The organism is Mesoaciditoga sp., assembly GCF_054006115.1.
Genome location: NZ_JBPNHS010000009.1, coordinates 36,516 through 55,585, shown reverse-complemented (window position 1 = coordinate 55,585; position 19,070 = coordinate 36,516). Strand labels below are relative to the sequence as shown.

General features: G+C 39.5%; 20 protein-coding genes and 4 tRNA genes. 11 read left to right on the top strand and 13 right to left on the bottom strand.

Annotated elements, in window-relative coordinates; all coding sequences use genetic code 11:
- Positions 1 to 10: 10 nt before the first annotated feature.
- From ACXJIN_RS01570 to ACXJIN_RS01510, 13 genes are all read right to left on the bottom strand, one after another.
- Positions 11 to 667, bottom strand: a complete 657-nt coding sequence (locus ACXJIN_RS01570; RefSeq protein WP_456398952.1) for a ComF family protein — start codon at positions 665 to 667, stop codon at positions 11 to 13.
- Positions 661 to 1,491, bottom strand: a complete 831-nt coding sequence (gene amrB / locus ACXJIN_RS01565; RefSeq protein ID WP_456398950.1) for an AmmeMemoRadiSam system protein B — start codon at positions 1,489 to 1,491, stop codon at positions 661 to 663. The genes ACXJIN_RS01570 and amrB overlap by 7 nt, the downstream gene beginning before the upstream one ends.
- Complete coding sequence (locus ACXJIN_RS01560; protein WP_456398948.1) at positions 1,488 to 4,787, bottom strand: type II secretion system protein GspD; 3,300 nt, start codon at positions 4,785 to 4,787, stop codon at positions 1,488 to 1,490. Before ACXJIN_RS01560 ends, amrB begins: the two co-directional genes overlap by 4 nt.
- Positions 4,788 to 4,803: 16 nt before the next feature.
- Positions 4,804 to 5,325 carry a hypothetical protein gene (locus ACXJIN_RS01555; protein ID WP_456398947.1) on the bottom strand — a complete coding sequence of 174 codons (522 nt, stop codon included), beginning with the start codon at positions 5,323 to 5,325 and terminating at the stop codon, positions 4,804 to 4,806.
- Positions 5,326 to 5,327: 2 nt separating this feature from the next.
- On the bottom strand, positions 5,328 to 5,798 hold the full coding sequence (locus tag ACXJIN_RS01550; protein WP_456398945.1) for a hypothetical protein: 471 nt from the start codon (positions 5,796 to 5,798) through the stop codon (positions 5,328 to 5,330).
- On the bottom strand, positions 5,795 to 6,298 hold the full coding sequence (locus ACXJIN_RS01545; protein ID WP_456398944.1) for a hypothetical protein: 504 nt from the start codon (positions 6,296 to 6,298) through the stop codon (positions 5,795 to 5,797). The genes ACXJIN_RS01550 and ACXJIN_RS01545 overlap by 4 nt, the downstream gene beginning before the upstream one ends.
- 19 nt (positions 6,299 to 6,317) lie before the next feature.
- Positions 6,318 to 7,298 (bottom strand): hypothetical protein, encoded by a 981-nt coding sequence (locus ACXJIN_RS01540; protein ID WP_456398942.1) that lies wholly within the window; start codon positions 7,296 to 7,298, stop codon positions 6,318 to 6,320.
- Between the two features lie 4 nt (positions 7,299 to 7,302).
- Entirely contained in the window at positions 7,303 to 7,731 is a 429-nt protein-coding gene (locus tag ACXJIN_RS01535; protein ID WP_456398940.1) for a prepilin-type N-terminal cleavage/methylation domain-containing protein, read from the bottom strand.
- Positions 7,728 to 8,930, bottom strand: coding sequence for a type II secretion system F family protein (locus tag ACXJIN_RS01530; protein WP_456398939.1), 1,203 nt, complete (start codon positions 8,928 to 8,930; stop codon positions 7,728 to 7,730). The genes ACXJIN_RS01535 and ACXJIN_RS01530 overlap by 4 nt, the downstream gene beginning before the upstream one ends.
- An 80-nt stretch (positions 8,931 to 9,010) precedes the next feature.
- Positions 9,011 to 9,086 (bottom strand) — tRNA-Phe (locus ACXJIN_RS01525).
- 2 nt (positions 9,087 to 9,088) lie between these two features.
- A tRNA-Asp gene (locus tag ACXJIN_RS01520) sits at positions 9,089 to 9,165 on the bottom strand.
- A gap of 10 nt (positions 9,166 to 9,175) precedes the next feature.
- Positions 9,176 to 9,250 (bottom strand) — tRNA-Val (locus ACXJIN_RS01515).
- Positions 9,251 to 9,256: 6 nt separating this feature from the next.
- Positions 9,257 to 9,332: transfer RNA gene (locus tag ACXJIN_RS01510), tRNA-Glu, on the bottom strand.
- 243 nt (positions 9,333 to 9,575) lie between these two features.
- On the opposite strand from ACXJIN_RS01510, the gene ACXJIN_RS01505 reads away from it, so the two are divergent.
- From ACXJIN_RS01505 to ACXJIN_RS01455, 11 genes are all read left to right on the top strand, one after another.
- Positions 9,576 to 9,905, top strand: a complete 330-nt coding sequence (locus ACXJIN_RS01505) for a hypothetical protein (protein WP_456398937.1) — start codon at positions 9,576 to 9,578, stop codon at positions 9,903 to 9,905.
- Positions 9,905 to 10,990 (top strand): V-type ATPase subunit, encoded by a 1,086-nt coding sequence (locus ACXJIN_RS01500; protein WP_456398935.1) that lies wholly within the window; start codon positions 9,905 to 9,907, stop codon positions 10,988 to 10,990. Before ACXJIN_RS01505 ends, ACXJIN_RS01500 begins: the two co-directional genes overlap by 1 nt.
- A gap of 18 nt (positions 10,991 to 11,008) precedes the next feature.
- On the top strand, positions 11,009 to 12,943 hold the full coding sequence (locus ACXJIN_RS01495) for a V-type ATP synthase subunit I (RefSeq protein WP_456398933.1): 1,935 nt from the start codon (positions 11,009 to 11,011) through the stop codon (positions 12,941 to 12,943).
- Positions 12,940 to 13,392, top strand: coding sequence for an ATP synthase subunit C (locus ACXJIN_RS01490; protein ID WP_456398931.1), 453 nt, complete (start codon positions 12,940 to 12,942; stop codon positions 13,390 to 13,392). Before ACXJIN_RS01495 ends, ACXJIN_RS01490 begins: the two co-directional genes overlap by 4 nt.
- A gap of 135 nt (positions 13,393 to 13,527) precedes the next feature.
- Positions 13,528 to 13,863, top strand: a complete 336-nt coding sequence (locus ACXJIN_RS01485; protein ID WP_456398929.1) for an ATP synthase subunit C — start codon at positions 13,528 to 13,530, stop codon at positions 13,861 to 13,863.
- A 15-nt stretch (positions 13,864 to 13,878) separates the two neighbouring features.
- Positions 13,879 to 14,337 carry an ATP synthase subunit C gene (locus tag ACXJIN_RS01480; RefSeq protein WP_456398927.1) on the top strand — a complete coding sequence of 153 codons (459 nt, stop codon included), beginning with the start codon at positions 13,879 to 13,881 and terminating at the stop codon, positions 14,335 to 14,337.
- A 5-nt stretch (positions 14,338 to 14,342) separates the two neighbouring features.
- Positions 14,343 to 14,654, top strand: coding sequence for a V-type ATP synthase subunit F (locus ACXJIN_RS01475; RefSeq protein WP_456398926.1), 312 nt, complete (start codon positions 14,343 to 14,345; stop codon positions 14,652 to 14,654).
- Complete coding sequence (locus ACXJIN_RS01470) at positions 14,651 to 15,265, top strand: V-type ATP synthase subunit E (RefSeq protein WP_456398924.1); 615 nt, start codon at positions 14,651 to 14,653, stop codon at positions 15,263 to 15,265. Before ACXJIN_RS01475 ends, ACXJIN_RS01470 begins: the two co-directional genes overlap by 4 nt.
- Positions 15,266 to 15,270: 5 nt before the next feature.
- Entirely contained in the window at positions 15,271 to 17,061 is a 1,791-nt protein-coding gene (locus ACXJIN_RS01465) for a V-type ATP synthase subunit A (RefSeq protein WP_456398922.1), read from the top strand.
- Positions 17,062 to 17,064: 3 nt separating this feature from the next.
- Entirely contained in the window at positions 17,065 to 18,453 is a 1,389-nt protein-coding gene (locus ACXJIN_RS01460; protein WP_456398921.1) for a V-type ATP synthase subunit B, read from the top strand.
- Complete coding sequence (locus ACXJIN_RS01455; protein WP_456398920.1) at positions 18,450 to 19,064, top strand: V-type ATP synthase subunit D; 615 nt, start codon at positions 18,450 to 18,452, stop codon at positions 19,062 to 19,064. The genes ACXJIN_RS01460 and ACXJIN_RS01455 overlap by 4 nt, the downstream gene beginning before the upstream one ends.
- Positions 19,065 to 19,070 lie beyond the last annotated feature (6 nt).

The following is a 19,070-nucleotide window of genomic DNA, read 5'->3' as shown; positions in this document are numbered from 1 at the left end:
ATTTCCCTTTTTAGACTTTCGCAAGTACATAGACCCAAACACTGGAGGCTCCACTTATTTTAAGTACTCTGGCACACTCGTTTAAAGTTGCTCCCGTCGTAAAAACGTCATCTATGAGCACTATATTTCCTGAAGTTTTGTAGAGTTCATCTTTTAAAACGCCATACTTTCCAAAAACGATTTCTTTTCTCTTCTCTTTTGAGAGCCCAACCTGGTATTTTCTTTGCCTTTTCACTTCTAACAAAGTGCGAAACGGTATGCCACTTTTAAGGGATACCTTTTTGGCTATCGTTTTCATGTGATCAAAACCCTTTTCTTTAAGGGATTTAAAAGTCGGGGGAACGTAGGTTAAAACTGAGTTTTCTGGCGGAGCAAAAGTATCTAAAATCTCAACTAATTTGTCTGCAAGAAAAGTGGACAAACTCCACCGAGCAGAGAATTTGTAAACCTTCACGATTTCTCCCATCACACCATCGTATGGTGCTCTAAAGAACATCGCATCGAAAAACCATTTTTTGCTTTCTTCTTTTACGTAAGGGACAGCTCCTATTTTTCTTGCACACTCTTTGCATATCGCTTCACCTTTTTCCAAAGCTTTGCCACACAAAGGGCATTTTCTTGGAAAAAAGGTGTCCGCAATTTCACTTAAAAAGTCCGCTTTTAACACACGCACGCCGCCATGTAACCCACTTCGTTTTCGTAATCTCCACTAACTTCTCCACTAGTTGAATGAGTTAAAATTTCAACCTTACCCACTTTAAGATTCAGCAAAGTGGCTACGGCTCCATAACCACACATGGTTATCTCATTTTTTGTTATAACCTCGTAAAGTAGTTCAACGTTTCTTCTGGAGATCGCATCCATAACCATTTTATCTTTGATAAGAGTTTCTTCATGATTCTCGTAATGATTTAAATCGGTAGATGCCACAACCCAAAATCTTCTGTTCTTCAAAACTTCACTTAAAGCGTTTGAAAGTTTAATCATACTTTCTTTCCTCTGATCACCTAAACAGATGGGAAGAAGCTGAAAACCAGTTCCAAGTGTGAATTGAAGAAAAGGAGTTTGTACTTCTATGGAATGTTCCAAGACGTGGGCATCGTAATCTAAAGCAGCCATCTTGAACTCGTTTACAAGCGAATGAGCGGCTTCTTCATCAACGCGTACCTTTCCCAAAGGGGTGATCCATTCACCCATTGGCCAAACGGAAATAGGTTTCCCCAAACCGCTATGGTTTGGTCCAAGCACGACTACCAGATCTGGCTTACCGTACTTCGAAGCTTTCATGTAGGCATGCGCTGCGACAGAACCGGAATACACATAACCCGCATGGGGAACGATAAGCCCGACATTTTTTTCAAATCCGTCCGGATCAGGCAAAGCTCCCGGCCCTCTTTTGGAAAGGAAAAGTTCTCTTATGTAATCTCTCAATTCCTCTGGATCGTCCGGATAAAAGCTTCCCGCGGCAACAGGTTTCCTTTCCACGATCATCCCTCCACTTTGGCGGTTATGAATATGTCTAAATTGGAAGATGTATCCTGAAACGACGTGGTTCTGAAGAATTGTCCTATGAAAGGCAAGTCTCCAAGAAATGGAATCTTCGTCACATTTTCCGATCTTGAATGTTTCACAAGCCCACCTATCATCAAGGTTTGCCCGTCTGAAACGACAACTTTCATGGAAGCGCTTCTCGTATTAACGGCGGGTATCCCATTCACCGCGTGTCCCCAATCCGCATCGCTCACTTCAATCGTTACGGTCAAAAGTATCTTCTTATCGGGTAAAATGACAGGTGTAATGTTCAATTGTATACCGGTATCCAAAAATTTCAATTGTTGCTGTTGTTGACCATTCACGGAGGTAGTTACGACGTAAGGATACTTTGAACCTATGAGTATGTTGGCGGGTTCTCCGCTTTGGGTTGTCACAACAGGCGCGGAAAGTATGGAAGCACTACCGGTGGATTTGGAAAAATCTCCCGTTACAGTGGCATTGGATGAGACCATTTGATCGGAAAAACTCGTCAAGAATTTTGGAAGGTTCGAAAGGTCAAGAACTTTGAGATGAAGCGTCAAGCCGTTATCGAATATGAGCTGAGGAGTCATAAAGGTACTCTTGAAATTAGCTTGTGTGTTTTTGCTTCCACTAACATCCATTATCTTCGCTTCTATTTCAACATCTTTTCTTGCAGATAGCAAAGGCTTTACCATGGAGTCCAATTCTTTCGCTGCACTTGGCGTGAGATCGCTGACGACAATCATACCTCTTTTTTCGTCTACAAAAACTTTCCCACCCACGAATGATGCCATATTCTTTACGGCGTTAACGTCATCGCTTGACATGTATACTCTCGTTATCCCAGCCGAACTACTTCCCACGATCACGACACTCGTACCTGTAAAAGTGAGTTTGTACGCGCTTTCAACGGCGCTTTCGAATTGCTGCAATGAAATATTTGAAAGCTTTAAGCTTACGTTTGGTAAAGCGTTAACTGCAAATATCACGTTCTTGCCAAAACCATTGTAAACTCTTTCTATGAGTGTGGAAAGTGGGTAATCTTTCACATCACAACTCAACATGCCATTCCTAATGTCAACTATTTGGGCAGGAGAAGAGGAAGCCGTAACCGTGTAAAGTTTATTTGATTTGTTAGAAATAACCAATCCAGCTGTTTTTAAAAGTTCAATGGTGTTGTTAACGTTTGAAGCTGGGCCTGATATACCAATTAACACAACAGTTGAAGTCGTTGAAGGAGCGCTTGGCCCGAAAAAAGTGAGAGCTCTGGATTTGATTACACCTTTCACGGTTTCGTAATCCGAACTTGCAATTTTAACGAATTTCGTTTCATTTACCATTTTTCCCTTAACGTTGCCGCTTTTCTTTGAATGGGAAAGAATGAATTCAGACGCGCTGTTTATGTCTTTGGAATTCAAGCCGTAAATCGCGAATTCCTTAAGAGATTTAAAATACTTCGCATTCAAATTTTGATATTTTATTTTCAACAATTCCAGCATATCGTTTGCGCTATTTCCATCTGACCAGGGAACCTCTTTCAAAAAGAGAGTTTCGCTTTTATTCGTTAGCTTTTGCGATGGAGTCTTTCCAAATATTAGATGAGAACTTTTTAAAGAATTAACGAATTTTTCCACGTCGGTACTTGGACCACTCACAACGTAAGACACGCTTTCAGAGGTTCCAACCTGAGTACCGGTTCCAAAAAGGGTGGGAAATTCGTTTCTCAACAAAGCGTTGACCGTCGAAAGATTTTTAGAAGAGATATTTACCGTTATCGTGCTTTTCTTCACGCTTACGGTTTGAAGTGGTCTTCTATTTTTAACGAAATTCACACATTCATCCACTTCTTTTTCATTTCGACCGTAAAAAAGAATCTGGCCGAAAGAGGGAAAGTAAACGGCTTTCACGCTTGGATGCATTATCTCAATCATACCTATAAGGTCTTTAACCGAATCCTTATCCGTCCACGTGGCGAAATTAAAATGCAGCGGCTGCGTTTCTACTTTGGTGAGCGTGCTGGCAATGAGCTTAACGCTTCTTTCAAAAGCCTCCACCTGTTTTTGTGGTCCGGTTACGATGTAAACGCTATTCGAAGAGTTGGATGAAGGCGTGCCGTACGCTGTAATCGCCGTGATCGCTTTTGAATACTGTAGAAATGCGGGTACGTTTGAATTAGGCACGTTAAACGTTACGGAAACTTTTGGGCCACTTTCAGATAAAATCTGTTCGTACTTTTCCACAACGTTCTTTGCCCTTTCTAAATCCGTTTTGTTCCCAGTCATAACTATAGTTGAAAAAGCCGGAAGGTACATAAATTTAACTGTGGGATACATAGTAGTTATCAATTTTTGAAGATCCGGTTCCGCTTTTTGGTTTGTCCATTCAACGGTTGAAAAGTTCATTCCTTCTTTCAGAAAATTCATTAAACTTTCTATGGTCTTTTGTTGTTCTGCGGTAGCCTTAACTATAGCGTACGATCCTATGTATCCAATAACTCTGTTACTTCCAAAAAGATTCGTAACAAGTGAGGTAAACATCTTTGAAGAAACATTCGTCGTTGAAAGATCGTAAAAGCTCACTATGTTGTTGTAAGTTCCCACGCCAAGTTTTCCAACGTTCTCAACTAACTTATCTATCGGCGCTATGTAATAGGTACCATCTGGTAGTATAGCGTAGCCTATCCCCGGTAAAGATATCAAAATGTCGTAAAACGCCTCAGCGGGTGTAACCTTGCTTAGAGTAACGTTTACGCTTTGATTGGCAACTTGAGGATCTATTATCAAATTTCTTCCCAGAAGTCTGGCCAGATATTTTATGGCAAGATCAAGTGTGGAGCCTTTTTTGCCTGAAAAATCTATCGATATCTTCGTCGCAGCGCCGCTTATGGCGAGCTTTTGAGAAATTCCCAGCGTTACAAAACTCACGATAATAGAGTGAACACCAGTTTTTTCAATTTTTTCGCCGGCAAACGCGCTCACAACAAACGGGAAATCGAATTTAACGAGTGTTTGATTTGAAGTAGAAGAAATAGTGGCTTTTGCGGGTCCCCACTCTATATCGCGTTGGACATTAGTCGAAACGGTTCCATCGAAAGTAAAAACCGGTGAATTCCCGAGCACGCCTTTTAACGAATAAGAAGGAAACGAATCAAAAACTAGTTTGGCTTGAAAAAGACCCTGGGTTGCAGAAAAAGACAAATTTTCAAGCGTCGAAGCGATCACGCCTGTAACCAACATACCCAAAATCAAAATAAAAAAGAGGCTTTTCTTCATTTTTTCACCCTCCATATCATTCGATTATCAATCCTTGAGAAGTAACCGTGTAAAGCTGACCATCAAAGATGTTCATTATAACCGCGCCCTCGTACGTTGGATCAAAATAGACAAGCACGTATTTTTGGCCTCTCCATGAAAAATGTGTATTTGATCTGTCAAAATCAAAGGTAATACATTTTCCACTCACGATCAAAGTAACCATGTTAACTTCATCAGATTTCACACCACTAAGGTATCTCAAATCTGGATTTACCTTGTAATTGACATCAGATTTTTTTAACAATGAGACAAGATCTTCTTTGTTAAGTTTAATTGTTAATGGGGAAAACAAATCTTGTGTCACCTTTATACTTCTAACGTAATCGGTGGACACCTTTTTTGCCAGCGCACTTTCTATTCTGAAAGTTTGGGGGCGGACATTCACGTTAAAATTCCTTGATGGCGATTTTGGAAAGAACAGGGTATAACCTATCCATCCAAAAATTGCTATTATGAGTAACAAAAGCAGCCAAACCACGATTTTTCTATTCTTCATACTCATCCACCGTAAACCTTTACGATCAGTTTTTTCAAAGCAACTTTCTCTTTAAAAATTTCATTGTACGAAAAGCCAGAGTATCTCACAGGTATGAGGGACGAAAATGAAATATCTTCAACGCTAACATTCGTATAATTCAAAAGCAAATCCAAAAGCTTGGATGGGTCTACCAGTATATTTCCACTAAATGATATGGTATCACCAGAAACTTTAAAATTCGCATCGGGTATTAAAACTTTTAGCTTTTCTTCCAATGCGTTTGCTGATATGGTAACGGCATTTATCTTTTTTGAATAAAGAAGCAATTGTTGCTGCATTCTAAAATTCTGAGAATACAATGTGTCAAATTTTTGTATAGAACGTATTATCTTTTCAAGCTTTCCAGATTGAACAAAAAGCATCGTGGCATCAAAAATTACCATAAAGGCAAGAGAAAGAATTATGAGAACCATAGCAACTTTTCTGCTCATCTTTTACTCCTAAGATAGAACTTCACATTTACAGTTTTATACCATTTAGAAGTTCCGTTCTTCACTTCTTGCAAGTCCAAACCCAGTTCCTTAAAATATTTTTCTTCTTCTTTAAAAGCGCCGCTTTTTTCCAAAGAAAACTGTTCCATTTCAAGCCTGCTCGCGGATTTTGTAGAATATTCAAGTTGAGAAATGGAAACCTGGCCTTTCATCTTTTTAAGGACATTTTGAATCGAGTAAAACGTGAAATGAAAATCGTTGACATTTTGAAGGGTATCTTTCATGTAGGAAAGGGTTCTCGCTTTTGAATTCAAAAGAGTGCTATACCTTTCAATCTGATTGTCAATTCTCCTTTGAATTTCGTCTTTTGAAAGACTCGAAAAAGACGAGATACCAATAGCATTTAAAAGTTTTTGATCACTTGAAAGGGACGAAGCGTATATTCTATCTATCATCTTCGCGCTTACCGCGTAAAAAGAAAAACCTGCGGCGAAAATCATACCAACAACAATAAGAAATTTAAGAAGCTTTACTCTTCGAACCTTTTTTCTGTAAAAATTTATTCTTGGTATTCTCCTTCACCCCTCTCATTGCCAAACTGTAAGCCGCAAGTGGAAGATTAGAATTTTCTACAATCACCTTATCATATGGAAGAACATTTTTTGCTAAGTTCAAGTTGTTGGAACTCTTTTCCCAAATATGAACGTTTTCCATAAATTCAGACACGTAAATCAAATTCTCCACGACAACTTCGGCCATGGAATACCTTGAAAGCATCATTCTTGCCAGATTTTGAATTTTATCGTTCAGATCCATGTAATGTGATAGAATCATATCTTCGTCTAATTCTTCAAGCCCCTCTGAGCCGGATGGAATGCTGTCTATACCGATCAACCAATCGTCCTTGAAAAGCTCAACATATGTTGAAGAGATGTCTTCAACAACAACAAAAGAAACACCTTTAAAAAATTTGTCCCTTACAAGGTAGTTGTACTTGAAATATCCGGCATCCAAAATGTCCGGAAATGGAAGTCCGGCTTTGAATAAAAGCCCGTTAAACGTCGAAATGTCTTCCACTTTAACTACAAAAGAAGAAACATCCAAAGCGGCCATGCTTTTTTGCCTAACTTCCACTTCAACGTTTATTTCGTCAGGAGATATAGAAAGTTCTTTTACTATTTGAAATTTCGCAGCGTTCGCAGCCTGATCTCGAGGCATTATCGGTAACTCCAATTTTCTAAAAAGAATTCTATCCGGAAAAAGCGCTGTGGTTATATGATCCTCTATATTAATATTCAAGGCCATCTTTATCTTTCCCAAGGCGACGGCTATTTCACTTTCGTCCGCTATAATCTCTCCATCAAATGCCTTATTAGCGTAAGGAACTGTGATGGAGCCGACGGTTTCAATTTTCTTTCCGCTCTTTTTCAATTTTACGCCTTCCGCTTTATATCTTCCCACATCAAGTCCAACGTAGTAATCGCCGAAAAATATCCCCATTTTCTCACTTCCAAACTATTTTCAAAAACCCTGTTACGGGTTGAATACTCACACGAACTTTCTCATCTTTAATTGAAAGAAAAAATTCCCCGCCGCCTCCCTGTTTTGAACCTCCTGAAGGATTAACCGGGATACCGTTGGAAAAGGCAAAAGTTTTGCTTTTGAATTTAGCAATTTCCACCTTCCGTTTTTTCAAAATTTTGTTTCCGACTTTCACGTACATTTCCCTATTTCCAAGGTAAAAAACACTTTTTACCTTTTTAAGCAACGATATTTGCCTCGCGTACTTGATAAGGTGCTCAACATTCTTAACGTCAAGCATGAACAGCATTTTTTCATTGAATTTCCAAAGCACAATCGTTAAAATTGAAAAGAAGATAGTAAGCAAAACGATGTACACCATCAATTCCGTTAAAGTATACCCGTTTTTCATTTTCCAAATTGACCCGCACCATTTTCAAGGCTGAACATGGTTTGATAAAGACTGTAAGTTAAAAAGCCAACCGCTATACCTATGAAGCCTATCATAGCGGGTTCCACCATAGACACTATTTGTTTGAGTTTAACAGATACCTCTTCATCGTAAAAGTCGGCAACTTTGTTTAACATTTCATCCACTCGACCGGTTTCTTCACCGGTTCCAACCATTTCAACAAGCAATTGAGGAAAGTATTTACTTTTTTGCATCGCTTCTTTAAGAGTTCCACCATTTCTCAACGTATCAACCATTTGGGGAACCGTTTTTATCAAGGCGTGATCTGATGTCGAATTTGCCGCCATCTTTACGGCATCCATTATGGAAACGCCACTGGATATCAACGTGGCCAGAGTTTTACTGAAACTCGAAGCTGTTTCCAATTTTCTCAATTTTTTTATTGGTGGGAATAAAGACAAAACAAAGGCCTTTGTGGCAACTCCATAAGGTGTTCTCATAAAATAATATCCGCCAACTGTTGAAACGATCAGGAAAATAATAACGCTTAACCAATGATGAACCATGTAATCGTTACCATTCATGAGTAAGGCCACTACTCCGGTTGGTTTCACATTGCCAAATGCCCTAAACAAATTTGGTAAAATGAAAAGACTTATAACCATCAAAATCAAAATGGCGAAGATCGAAACAAAAAGCGGATAAGCCATAGCCGAACGGATTTGATCCTTGATTCTTTTGCTATCTTCGTAGAATTTCGAAAGCTTCAAGAGGGCTTCATCTAACACCCCACCACTTTCTCCCGCTTGCATTAAATTGACGAGCACCGGGTCGAATATTCCAGCCTCGTCAAACGCTTCAGCAAGCGACATTCCTCCGTCTATTGAAACGAGTATATTTTCTAATACCTTTCTGAAAGGCTTGGTAAAGGCTTCCTGACGTGATAATATTTGCAAAGCGTCTTTTATCCTAACGCCAGCGTTTATCATGGTGGAAAATTGACGCGTGAAAAGAACCAGATCCCCCAATTTTGCCCTTAATCTTACACCTTTTTTCTTGGTTTTAACGGCTTGAACGCTTAGGATGACATATCCTTCCTGGGATAGTCTGTTGACAAGGCTTACTTCATTTGGGGCATCTAACCTTCCCTTAACGGTTTTTCCATTAGGGTTTACCGCATCGAATATGAATGTGGGCATTCTATACCTCACCTTATGAATTCGAAAAGAATTATATCATAAACAAAACAAAAGCGAGAAGAATTTTTCTTCTCGCTTCATGGTGCCGAGGCCTGGAGTCGAACCAGGGACACGAGGATTTTCAGTCCACTGCTCTACCACCTGAGCTACCTCGGCATTGGCGGGGACGACGAGGCTCGAACTCGCGACCACCGGTGTGACAGACCGGCATGCTAACCAACTGCACCACGTCCCCACTCTTTTGGTGGTGGGAACAGCAGGGTTTGAACCTGCGACCTCCTGCTTGTAAGGCAGGCGCTCTCCCGCTGAGCTATGTCCCCAATCCTTGGCGCCCTCATGGGGATTCGAACCCCAGCCGCCGGCGTGAAAGGCCGGTGTCCTAGACCACTAGACGATGAGGGCAACATCACGTGTTCAGACAAGCATATCTTACCTTAAATATGCCTCGCTTGTCAAGTACATTTTTGTTTCTTTGAGTTTTAAGCTTTCTTTTCAAAGATCGCTTTTATTTTCGCATATGTTAATTTCTGAAAAAAAACGAAGAAAAAAGCTTTTCAATTGGGTTCTTGGGATTCATAAGTGGTATAATTTTCAAATGCGAATGGATATTAACACCGAGATTAGAGTGCGGAAAGGAGGAGAGCCATGGGAATAGAAATAGAAGACGTCATAAAGGAACTCGTGTCCTCCGAAAAAGAATCGAGAGATATAGTTCAGGAAGCTCAGCAAAAAAGTCAGCGAATGATAAAGGAAGCAATAAAAAAAGGAGAAGCTTTAGTTGAATCGAAAACGTCAGAAGCAAATGAAATTGCCAGAAAGATGATGAAAGAAGCTCAAGAAAAAATGAGAATGGCCGATGAAAAACTCTTAAACGAAACTCGTCAAAAAGTTATGAAAATGAGGGAGAGTTATCTTAATTCAAAAGATGAGATAATAAGAGCATTTATCTCCGACTTTCTGGGAGTGACCAAATAATGTCAAGCCTGTTGACATATGCGGGAGTGCATGCAAAAATTGCAGGAATGACAAGCCGCTTGTTAAAGAAAGAAGATTACGAAGGGTTGATGGGAAAAAAGAGCGTTCCTGAAATAACGGCTTACTTGAAAGAAACCAGTATGTATTCAAAAGTTTTAGAAGATGCCAACCCAGAAGAGCTACACAGGCGGGATTTAGAAATGAGACTGAAGAGAGATCTGGTAGAAGATATAAAAAAAATATTCGCTTTCTTTGTGAATTCAAATCGTCAATTTACTTATTACATAATGAGAAGGTATGAAATAGAAAATTTAAAGTTGGCGTTGAGAAACGCGCTGGTTGAAAGGGAATCGAAAAAGAATCTGGAAGAATTGAAAGGAAAATTCTACGATTTGGGCAAAAAGGCGCTAATAGATCCAATGAAAGTTGCGGCTTGCACAAATGAAGACGAGATACTCACCTCTTTAGAGGGAACGCCTTACCATGAAGTGATAAGAAATGTTTTCGCCAGCTATCAGGAAAAATCAAAAAACGTTATAGGGAAAATAGAAAATGGATTGGATAGATGGTTGTTCTTTGGATTCATGAAAGCTGCGAGAGGATTGAATTACGATGACTACCTAGTGGTTAAAGCGATTATAGGAGAAAGAATAGATCTTGTAAATTTAGAATGGATAATAAGGGTTAAGAATTTTTACTCAATGGGAAATGAAGAACTGTATAATTCTTTAATTCCAATTGGCTTTAGATTGAATTCGACTTATTCTCATAGTCTATGTGATGCAAAAGAAATGAAGGGACTTTTAAACATCATTTTGGACGGTCCATACGGATTTTTGCTAAGGGAAATTTCTGAAAAACTGGAAGACATAACACCAGAAATGATTACGCTGAAAATGAAAAAGTATTTGTATCAAAAGTCAAACGATGCCATTTCAACATGGGGAGGTTTTTCAATAGCGCCCTTTCTCCATTACTTATTCTTGAAAGAATACGAGATATTAGATGTTACAACCATAATAGAAGGCATAAGATACAGCTTAGAGGCCGATGAAATAAAGAAGCATTTGATTACATGGTCGTAAGTATGATGAGGTGATAATATGGCCGTAGCGAAGATGAAAAACGTTGTACTTGCCTTTCCAAAGGAAGACATGAAAGACGTTAACTTTGAGTTGTTAGAGTCCAAGGCTTTTGAGCCATTGGATTTGAAATTGCTGGTGAAAGAAGAAGTTAAAAATGATCTTTTACAACTAGAGAGTGACAACCCCTATCAGCCACTCTATTCTGAGATGATGCAATTTTTAAAGATGACAGAGTACACTCCCATCTTCAATGAAAATAAGATCAAAGATGAATTAGACATTCAAAAAACTTTGAAAAGGTTTTCTTTGCTTAACGCCAGCATAAAAAAGGCTTTTGAAAAGAAAACGGAACTTTCAAAGAAAATTCAGGACTATGAAAAAGCTTTGTTCTACGTTAACATCTTGGCTGGTTTAAACGTTGAGCTTGAAAATTTGGCTGAAATAAAAAGAATAAAAATATTCTTTGGAAGAGTTCCAATTAGACACTACGAAGCTTTGGTAGAATCGTCTCTTAATGTTCCTATTCTTATACTGGAAGCCAATAGAGACAATGACAATTCATGGATATTTGTCTTTACAACACCGGATTTTTTGGAAGAAGCACAAAAAATACTTCAATCGGCGTACTTTGAAGAAGATAAATTGCCTGTAGATTTCCATGGTACGCCAAAAGAAATCAAAAAAAGAATAGAGTCTCTCATACAAATAACAAGGATTTCCATAGAAGAGAACGATAGCGTTGTGAAAAAAGTTCTCTACGCGAGCAAAGAATTCGTAGACGACGTTTACTCTACAATTGTTTCCAACAAAAGAATATACGATCTGGCGAGATTTAATTCTTCTACGCCACAAGAAAACATTCATTTTTTAAGTGGCTGGATGCCGGTGAAAGACGCCCAAAAAATCGACAATGAGCTTAAAGACAAAGCTTTGATTTTAGAAAATGAACCACGGGAAGTGCTTAAAAAGAATCCTCATCTTGAAGTTCCCGTTAAACTTGTAAACAGAGGAGGATTGATAAGATCATTTGAGTTCATAACGCAGATGTTCGGTACTCCTCGTTACGGAGAAATAGATCCAACACCGTTTATAACCGCCTTCTTCATATTCATGTATGGTTTTATGCTAGGAGATGTCGGGCATGGTTTGGCGCTGTTCTTGTTTGGATATCTTTTATACAAAAAAGGATCGGGGAAATTTGGTGTGGTAATGATGAGTGCAGCTTTATCTTCCGTGTTTTTTGGCTTTATGTACGGTTCCGTCTTTGGCTTTGACTGGATACCGCCCTTATGGCTAAAACCCACTCTTCAAATAAACCAATTGCTGGTGATATCCGTGTATTACGGTATCGGAATGTTGATATTTGGTATGATCTTAAACATCGTAAATGGATTTCTCCAAAGAGATATGGAAAAGGCGCTTTTCAGCGCTGAAGGCATAGCTGGACTGGTTTTTTACGTTCCATCGATTTACTTGGTGTCTCTGTATTTCATGAAAAAGCCCATACCTTTTTCACCAATATTCTGGGAAGTGATGTTGGGAGCGGCTTTTGGAGCCATGTTTTTCAAAAAGCCTCTGGCTCAGATTGTCACACATCAAAAGGTTTCTTTGCCTGAGGGTTTTTGGGTTGAAATGGGATTTGGAATGTTTGAAACTCTCATTTCGTATTTAAGTAACGCTATATCTTTCGTAAGGCTTGCGGCGTTTGCCTTAACACACGAAGCTTTGTTTATGGCATTTTGGGTGCTAACGTTAATGGTGTTACCAACCCCAGGTGGTGGAATTTGGGCGACAACTGTATTCATACTTGGACAGCTTATGTTGGTTGGACTTGAAGGCCTAGTTGTCTTCATTCAAGATTTAAGGCTTATCTATTACGAGTTTTTCACTAAGTTCTTTGAAGCAAGTGGAAAAGATTTCCATCCATTCACATTTATGGAGGGAGAAAAATGACTGTATTACAATTTGTTATGCTTATAATTTTTAGTATGTTCGTGATCTCGTTTTTAACATTAAGAGGTCTTCCTTTCAAAAAGAAAGATGAAAATACCTCGTCCAAATTTTTTAGCTACGCAGCTTTGGGAGGAAATTTAGTCATAGGGATGACGGTGTTAGCGCTCTTTTTAAGCCCGGATAAGGTCATGGCTCAAATAGCTCACACTAACATATTTTCTTCAAAAGAATTTCTTTCAACGGGACTAGGATATGTAGGAGCTGGCTTGGCAACAGGTTTGGCCTCTGTTGGCGCTGGATGGGGTACGGGTGTGGTTGGAAGTACATCCATAAAAGTTGGAAACGTAAATCCAAGAATGCTAGGAAAATCCATGATTTATACTGGTTTAGCCAATGGAGTAGCTACCTACGGACTAATAATTTCAATACTGATAATGAGCAGAATTTGAAAGGAGGAAAGATGAATGCAATTTTTATTTGTTTTAATTCTCCTCACTATATTTATTATTATGTCAAAAAAGATCTTAAATGATTACAAAACTACTAACCAATTATTTACACCAATAAAAAAGAAAAAAATGATCTTGGATTTTTATACAGCTCCGTTATTTGGCTTTATTGTTTTTGCAATTATAACAGTGCTTCCAAGTGGTCACACTTTTGCTCAAAGTGCTAGTGCTACTGTGGCATCAACAGCTGCAAACATAAATCCCGGTTCAGGATATGTGGGAGCGGGGTTGGCGACAGGATTAGCTTCAATAGGTGCTGGAATAGGTGTTGGGATAGCTGGAGCAGCCGGAATAGGTTCAGTAAGTGAAAAACCAAGAATGCTAGGAAAAAGTATGATCTATGCCGGATTGGCAAGTGGAATAGCTACTTATGGTCTCATAGTATCTATATTGATAATGAACAGAATTTGAAAGGAGGAAAGGAAAATGTTAGTTTCAATCATCTTGATGTCATCTGTGATATTCGCGACTATAGCGTTGGGGGTGATTTTCAACAACCGCAAGATATTCGATCGGTTGACTTCCCCCACGAAAACAGGGAAAAAAGTCTTAGGTACTAACATGGCGTCGTTGTTTGGTCTAATCACATTTGCACTCGTTACCATGTTTCCAAGCGGTCATGCTTTTGCTCAAAGCGCCAGCACTGCAGCAACGACTGTGGCTGCGAATATAAATCCGGGGCTAGGATACATAGGAGCAGGTCTTTCAACTGGATTGGCTTCAATGGGAGCCGGTATAGGCGTTGGAATAGCCGGTGCCGCTGGAATAGGAGCTATAAGCGAAAAACCAGAAATGCTTGGAAAAACCCTCATTTACGTTGGGTTGGCTGAAGGTGTCGCAATTTACGGTTTGATCATATCAATAATGATAATGGGAAGGATCTGAAAAAAATGAGATTCTTCCTTATAAGTGACAACATAGATACCCAAATAGGATTACGTTTGGTAGGAGTGAAGGGTGTTGTTGTTCACGAAAGGGAAGAGATTTTAGACGCCGTAAAAAAAGCCAAAAAAATGAAGGACGTCGGAGTAATACTAATGACAGAAAAAATAGCAGATGAGATTCCAGAAGTTGTATACGAGTTAAGAACGTCAAAATCTTTGCCGCTTTTGACGATCATTCCAGACAGACATGGAACAAAGCGTCCAAAGGATTTTATAACTCGTTACGTCAAAGAAGCGATAGGGGTGAAGTTGGAATGAACGTCGAGAAGAAGTTAAATTCATTAAAGGAATACATAAAATCCAAATCTCAAATTGAAGCCGAAAAGATGATAAAAGATGCTGAAAAGCGTTCAAAAGAAATAGAAGAAGAATACAAAAATAAAGCCAATAGAGCGTACGAAAGCATATTAAACGAAGCAAAAAATAAGGTCAGGAACTTTGAAAGAAAAGAAGAAGCCCAATCAAAAGCGAAGGCCTCTAAATTGCTTTTAGATGCCAAAAATGAAATAATGAAGGCGGCAATGAGAGATTTGGAAGAAAGCGTGTACGCTTTAAGCTCTACCAAGGATTATCCCATTCTTTTTGAAAAATTGTTGAAAGAGGCAATCGATTCATTAGACGGAAAAGAAATCACAATCCAAGTTAGGAAAGAAGACAAAGAAATGGCATCTAAGTTGCTGGAAAAACTCGGAAAAGAAAGTAAAAAGGTTTTAACTCTTTCAGACGAATTTGTCCCAATAAAAGGTGGAGCGATCGTGTTCACAAACAACAAGCGTATCGTTATTGAAAACACGCTTGAAAGCAAACTTAGAGAAATGGAAGAAACGTTTTTAAGCCATGTGTTTTCAGAATTAAACATTAACGGGTGATGGCAATGAAAAAAGTAGTGGGAGAAGTTTATATGATAAACGGCCCTGTCGTCAAAGCAAAGAATATGACAGGGGTTATGATGCATGAGGTTGTAAAAGTTGGAAATTTAAAGCTAACGGGTGAAGTGATATCGTTAGATGAAGATTTGGCAACAATAGAAGTTTATGAAGAAACTTCCGGTTTAAAACCAGGAGAACCCATTGAGGGAACTGGAGAGCTGTTATCTGTAACGTTGGGCCCAGGAATAATAAAAAGCGTTTTTGACGGAATTCAACGGCCTCTAGAAGTCCTCAAAAGTAAATCGGGAGATTTTCTTGAAAGAGGAGTTAGCGCGGACGCGCTTGATATGTCAAAAGCGTGGGACGTTGAGATCATCGTAAAAGAAGGAGAAGAAGTAGTTCCGGGTCAGGTAATAGCAAAGGTGAAGGAAACCGAATCAGTTGAACACCGGATAATGGTTCCGCCGGATATTTCCGGAAAGGCGGTCAAAGTTCTTAAATCCGGAAGCTATACTTTGGATACGACAATTTTAACAGTTGAAACTCCTGATGGTTCAAAAAAAGAAGTTAAGCTTTACCAAAAATGGCCTGTCAGAATTCCGCGTCCAACGAAAAAGAGGTTAGCTCCATCAGAACCACTTATAACAGGTCAGCGGGTAATAGACACCTTTTTCCCAATCAGTAAAGGTGGAGCGGCGGCCATTCCGGGAGGATTTGGAACGGGAAAAACCATAACCCAGCATCAACTCGCGAAATGGTCAGACGCGGATATAGTCGTGTACATCGGATGTGGAGAACGCGGTAATGAAATGACAGAAGTGTTGGAAGAGTTTCCACAGTTAAAAGATCCAAGAAATGGTCATCCCTTGATGGAAAGAACTATCCTTATAGCGAACACTTCCAACATGCCAGTTTCTGCTCGTGAAGCTTCAATATACACTGGAGTTACAATAGCCGAATACTTCAGGGATATGGGATACAACGTTGCTTTAATGGCTGATTCAACTTCAAGATGGGCAGAAGCGCTTAGGGAAATATCAGGTAGGCTGGAAGAAATGCCAGCTGAGGAAGGATTTCCACCGTATCTGTCGTCACGATTGGCGGAGTTTTACGAAAGGGCCGGAAGAGCCGAAGTGCTCGGTAAAGAAGAGAAAATAGGTTCTATTTCGATAATCGGGGCTGTTTCTCCTCCAGGAGGAGATTTCTCGGAACCGGTTACCACTCATACCAAGAGGTTTATAAGATGTTTCTGGGCACTTGACAAATCGTTGGCAAACGCAAGACATTATCCGTCAATTAGTTGGCTTAACAGCTACAGCGAATACACAGGAGAGTTAAAAGATTGGTTTGAAAAGAACGTCCATCCCGATTTCGTTGACATGATAAAAAAGGCCATGAACATATTCAGCGAGGATGACAACTTACAACAAATAATAAAATTGGTTGGTGAAGACGTTCTTCCAGATGATCAAAAGCTAATTGTAAGAGTGGCAAACATACTCAAAATTGGTTACCTCCAGCAAAGTGCATTTAGCGATGTGGATGCCTTTTGCGAAGTCAAGAAACAATACGAAATGTTAAGGCTTATTTTGCTGTATTACGATCGAGCCATGGAACTCGTTTCAAAAGGCGTAGCCATCTCTGAAGTTTTAGACGAGGAAATAGTGAGTACTCTCATGAGGATGAAAGAAAAAATTCCAAATGACAAGTTAGACGAATTCAAAGACATAGAAAAGAAAATGGTATCCTTCTTTGATTCCTTAGACGAAAAATATCAGCACGTAAAGGAGGCGTGAAAAATGCCCCTTAAAGAATACGTTGGTTTATCGCAGATAAACGGACCTTTGGTTTTCATGGAAAATGTTGAAAATGTCGGTTACAACGAAGTTGTAGAATTGAATTTCAGAGGAAAAAAGAGGCTTGGGCAAGTTGTTCAAGTTAGTAAAGAAATGGCAGTCATTCAAGTTTTTGAAGGTACGGAAGGATTAAACTTGAACGAAACGAAAGTGAAGTTTTTGGGTAAAACACTTCAAATAAAGGTTTCAGAAGAAATTCTTGGAAGAACGTTTAACGGAATAGGAAGACCAATTGATGGGGGTCTGGAGATAGTTAACGGTGTTTACCAAGATATAAATGGTGCGCCGATAAATCCGGCTTCAAGAATGTATCCGAGAAATTTTATACAAACCGGGATATCTGCAATAGATGGTTTGATGACTCTTATTCGTGGACAAAAATTGCCCGTTTTCTCTGGAAATGGTCTTCCACATAACAGGTTGGCAGTTCAAATTACAAAACAGGCCAAACTCAAGGGCGAAGAAAGTGGAAATTTCGCAATTGTGTTCGCTGCCATGGGAATAAAACATGACGATGCCCAATACATACTTTCAAGTTTCGAAGAATCAGGGGCAATAAGGAACGTTGTTACCTTTTTGAATTTGGCAGACGATCCAACCATAGAAAGAATAGCGACTCCACGTGTGGCTCTCACGGCGGCAGAATATTTGGCGTACGAAAAAGACATGCATGTGCTGGTTATACTAACGGATATGACCAACTATTGCGAGGCATTGCGCGAACTTTCTACCGCACGAGGTGAAGTGCCTTCGAGAAAGGGATACCCGGGCTACCTCTACAGTGATCTGGCAACCATCTATGAAAGAGCAGGTATGATAAATGGAAGGAAAGGATCTGTCACCCAAATACCTATTCTTTCCATGCCTAACGATGATATAACTCACCCTATTCCAGATCTTACGGGTTACATTACCGAAGGTCAAATAGTTTTAAGTCGAGAACTTCAAAGGAAAGGAATATACCCTCCTATAGGGATTTTACCTTCCCTTTCCCGTCTTATGAAAGATGGTATAGGTAAGGGATATACGAGAGACGATCATCCACACGTGTCAAGTCAGCTTTTTGCCGCATATAGCCGTGTGCAAGAAGTGAGGGCTCTGGCTTCAATAATAGGCGAAGAAGAACTGACCGATTTAGACAAGAAATACCTGAAATTTGGTGAAGCCTTCGAAAGAGAATTTTTAAATCAAGGTGAAGATGAAGACAGAAGCATAGAAGAAACTCTTGACATAGGATGGAAGGTACTCGGATATCTACCACCAAGCGAACTCACACGTGTGAGTGAAGAAGAGATAAAAGAACATTATCAGGCGAGGGAAGAAGCAAAATGAGTGTGAATGTTTCTCCAACGAAAAGCAAGCTTATAGAAACTAAGCGCTCCCTTGCATTGGCAAGGGAGGGCCACACTCTTTTAGACAAAAAAAGAAACGTGCTCATAAGGGAAATGATGCGCCTGATAGACTCAGCGCGCGAAGTTCAGGAAAAAATAGATGAAGTTTTCTCAGAGGCTTATGAAAGCTTGCAAAAGGCGAGTTTGAGCGTTGGCATAGAATACGTCGAAGAAGCTGGAACGGCTGTGGAAGAAGAATCGAGCCTTTCCATAAAGTTAAGGAGCATTATGGGGGTTGAAATTCCCGAAGTAGATGAAATTTCTGAAGAAATAGAACCTTCATATGGATTTGTGAAAACCAATGCCAATTTAGACAGAGCTTACAAATCTTTTAAAAGGGCTCTTTCATTGATATCAAGGCTTGCAGAAATCGAAACAAAGGTTTATCGATTGGCTCGGGAAATAAAGAAGACGCAGAGAAGAGTTAACGCTTTGGAAAATGTTTTGATTCCTCAGTACGAAGAAACCGTTAAATTTATAGAATCTTACATTGAAGAAACAGAAAGAGACGATTTTTTCCGGATGAAACGTTTGAAGCAAAAACAAAGCTGATAATTG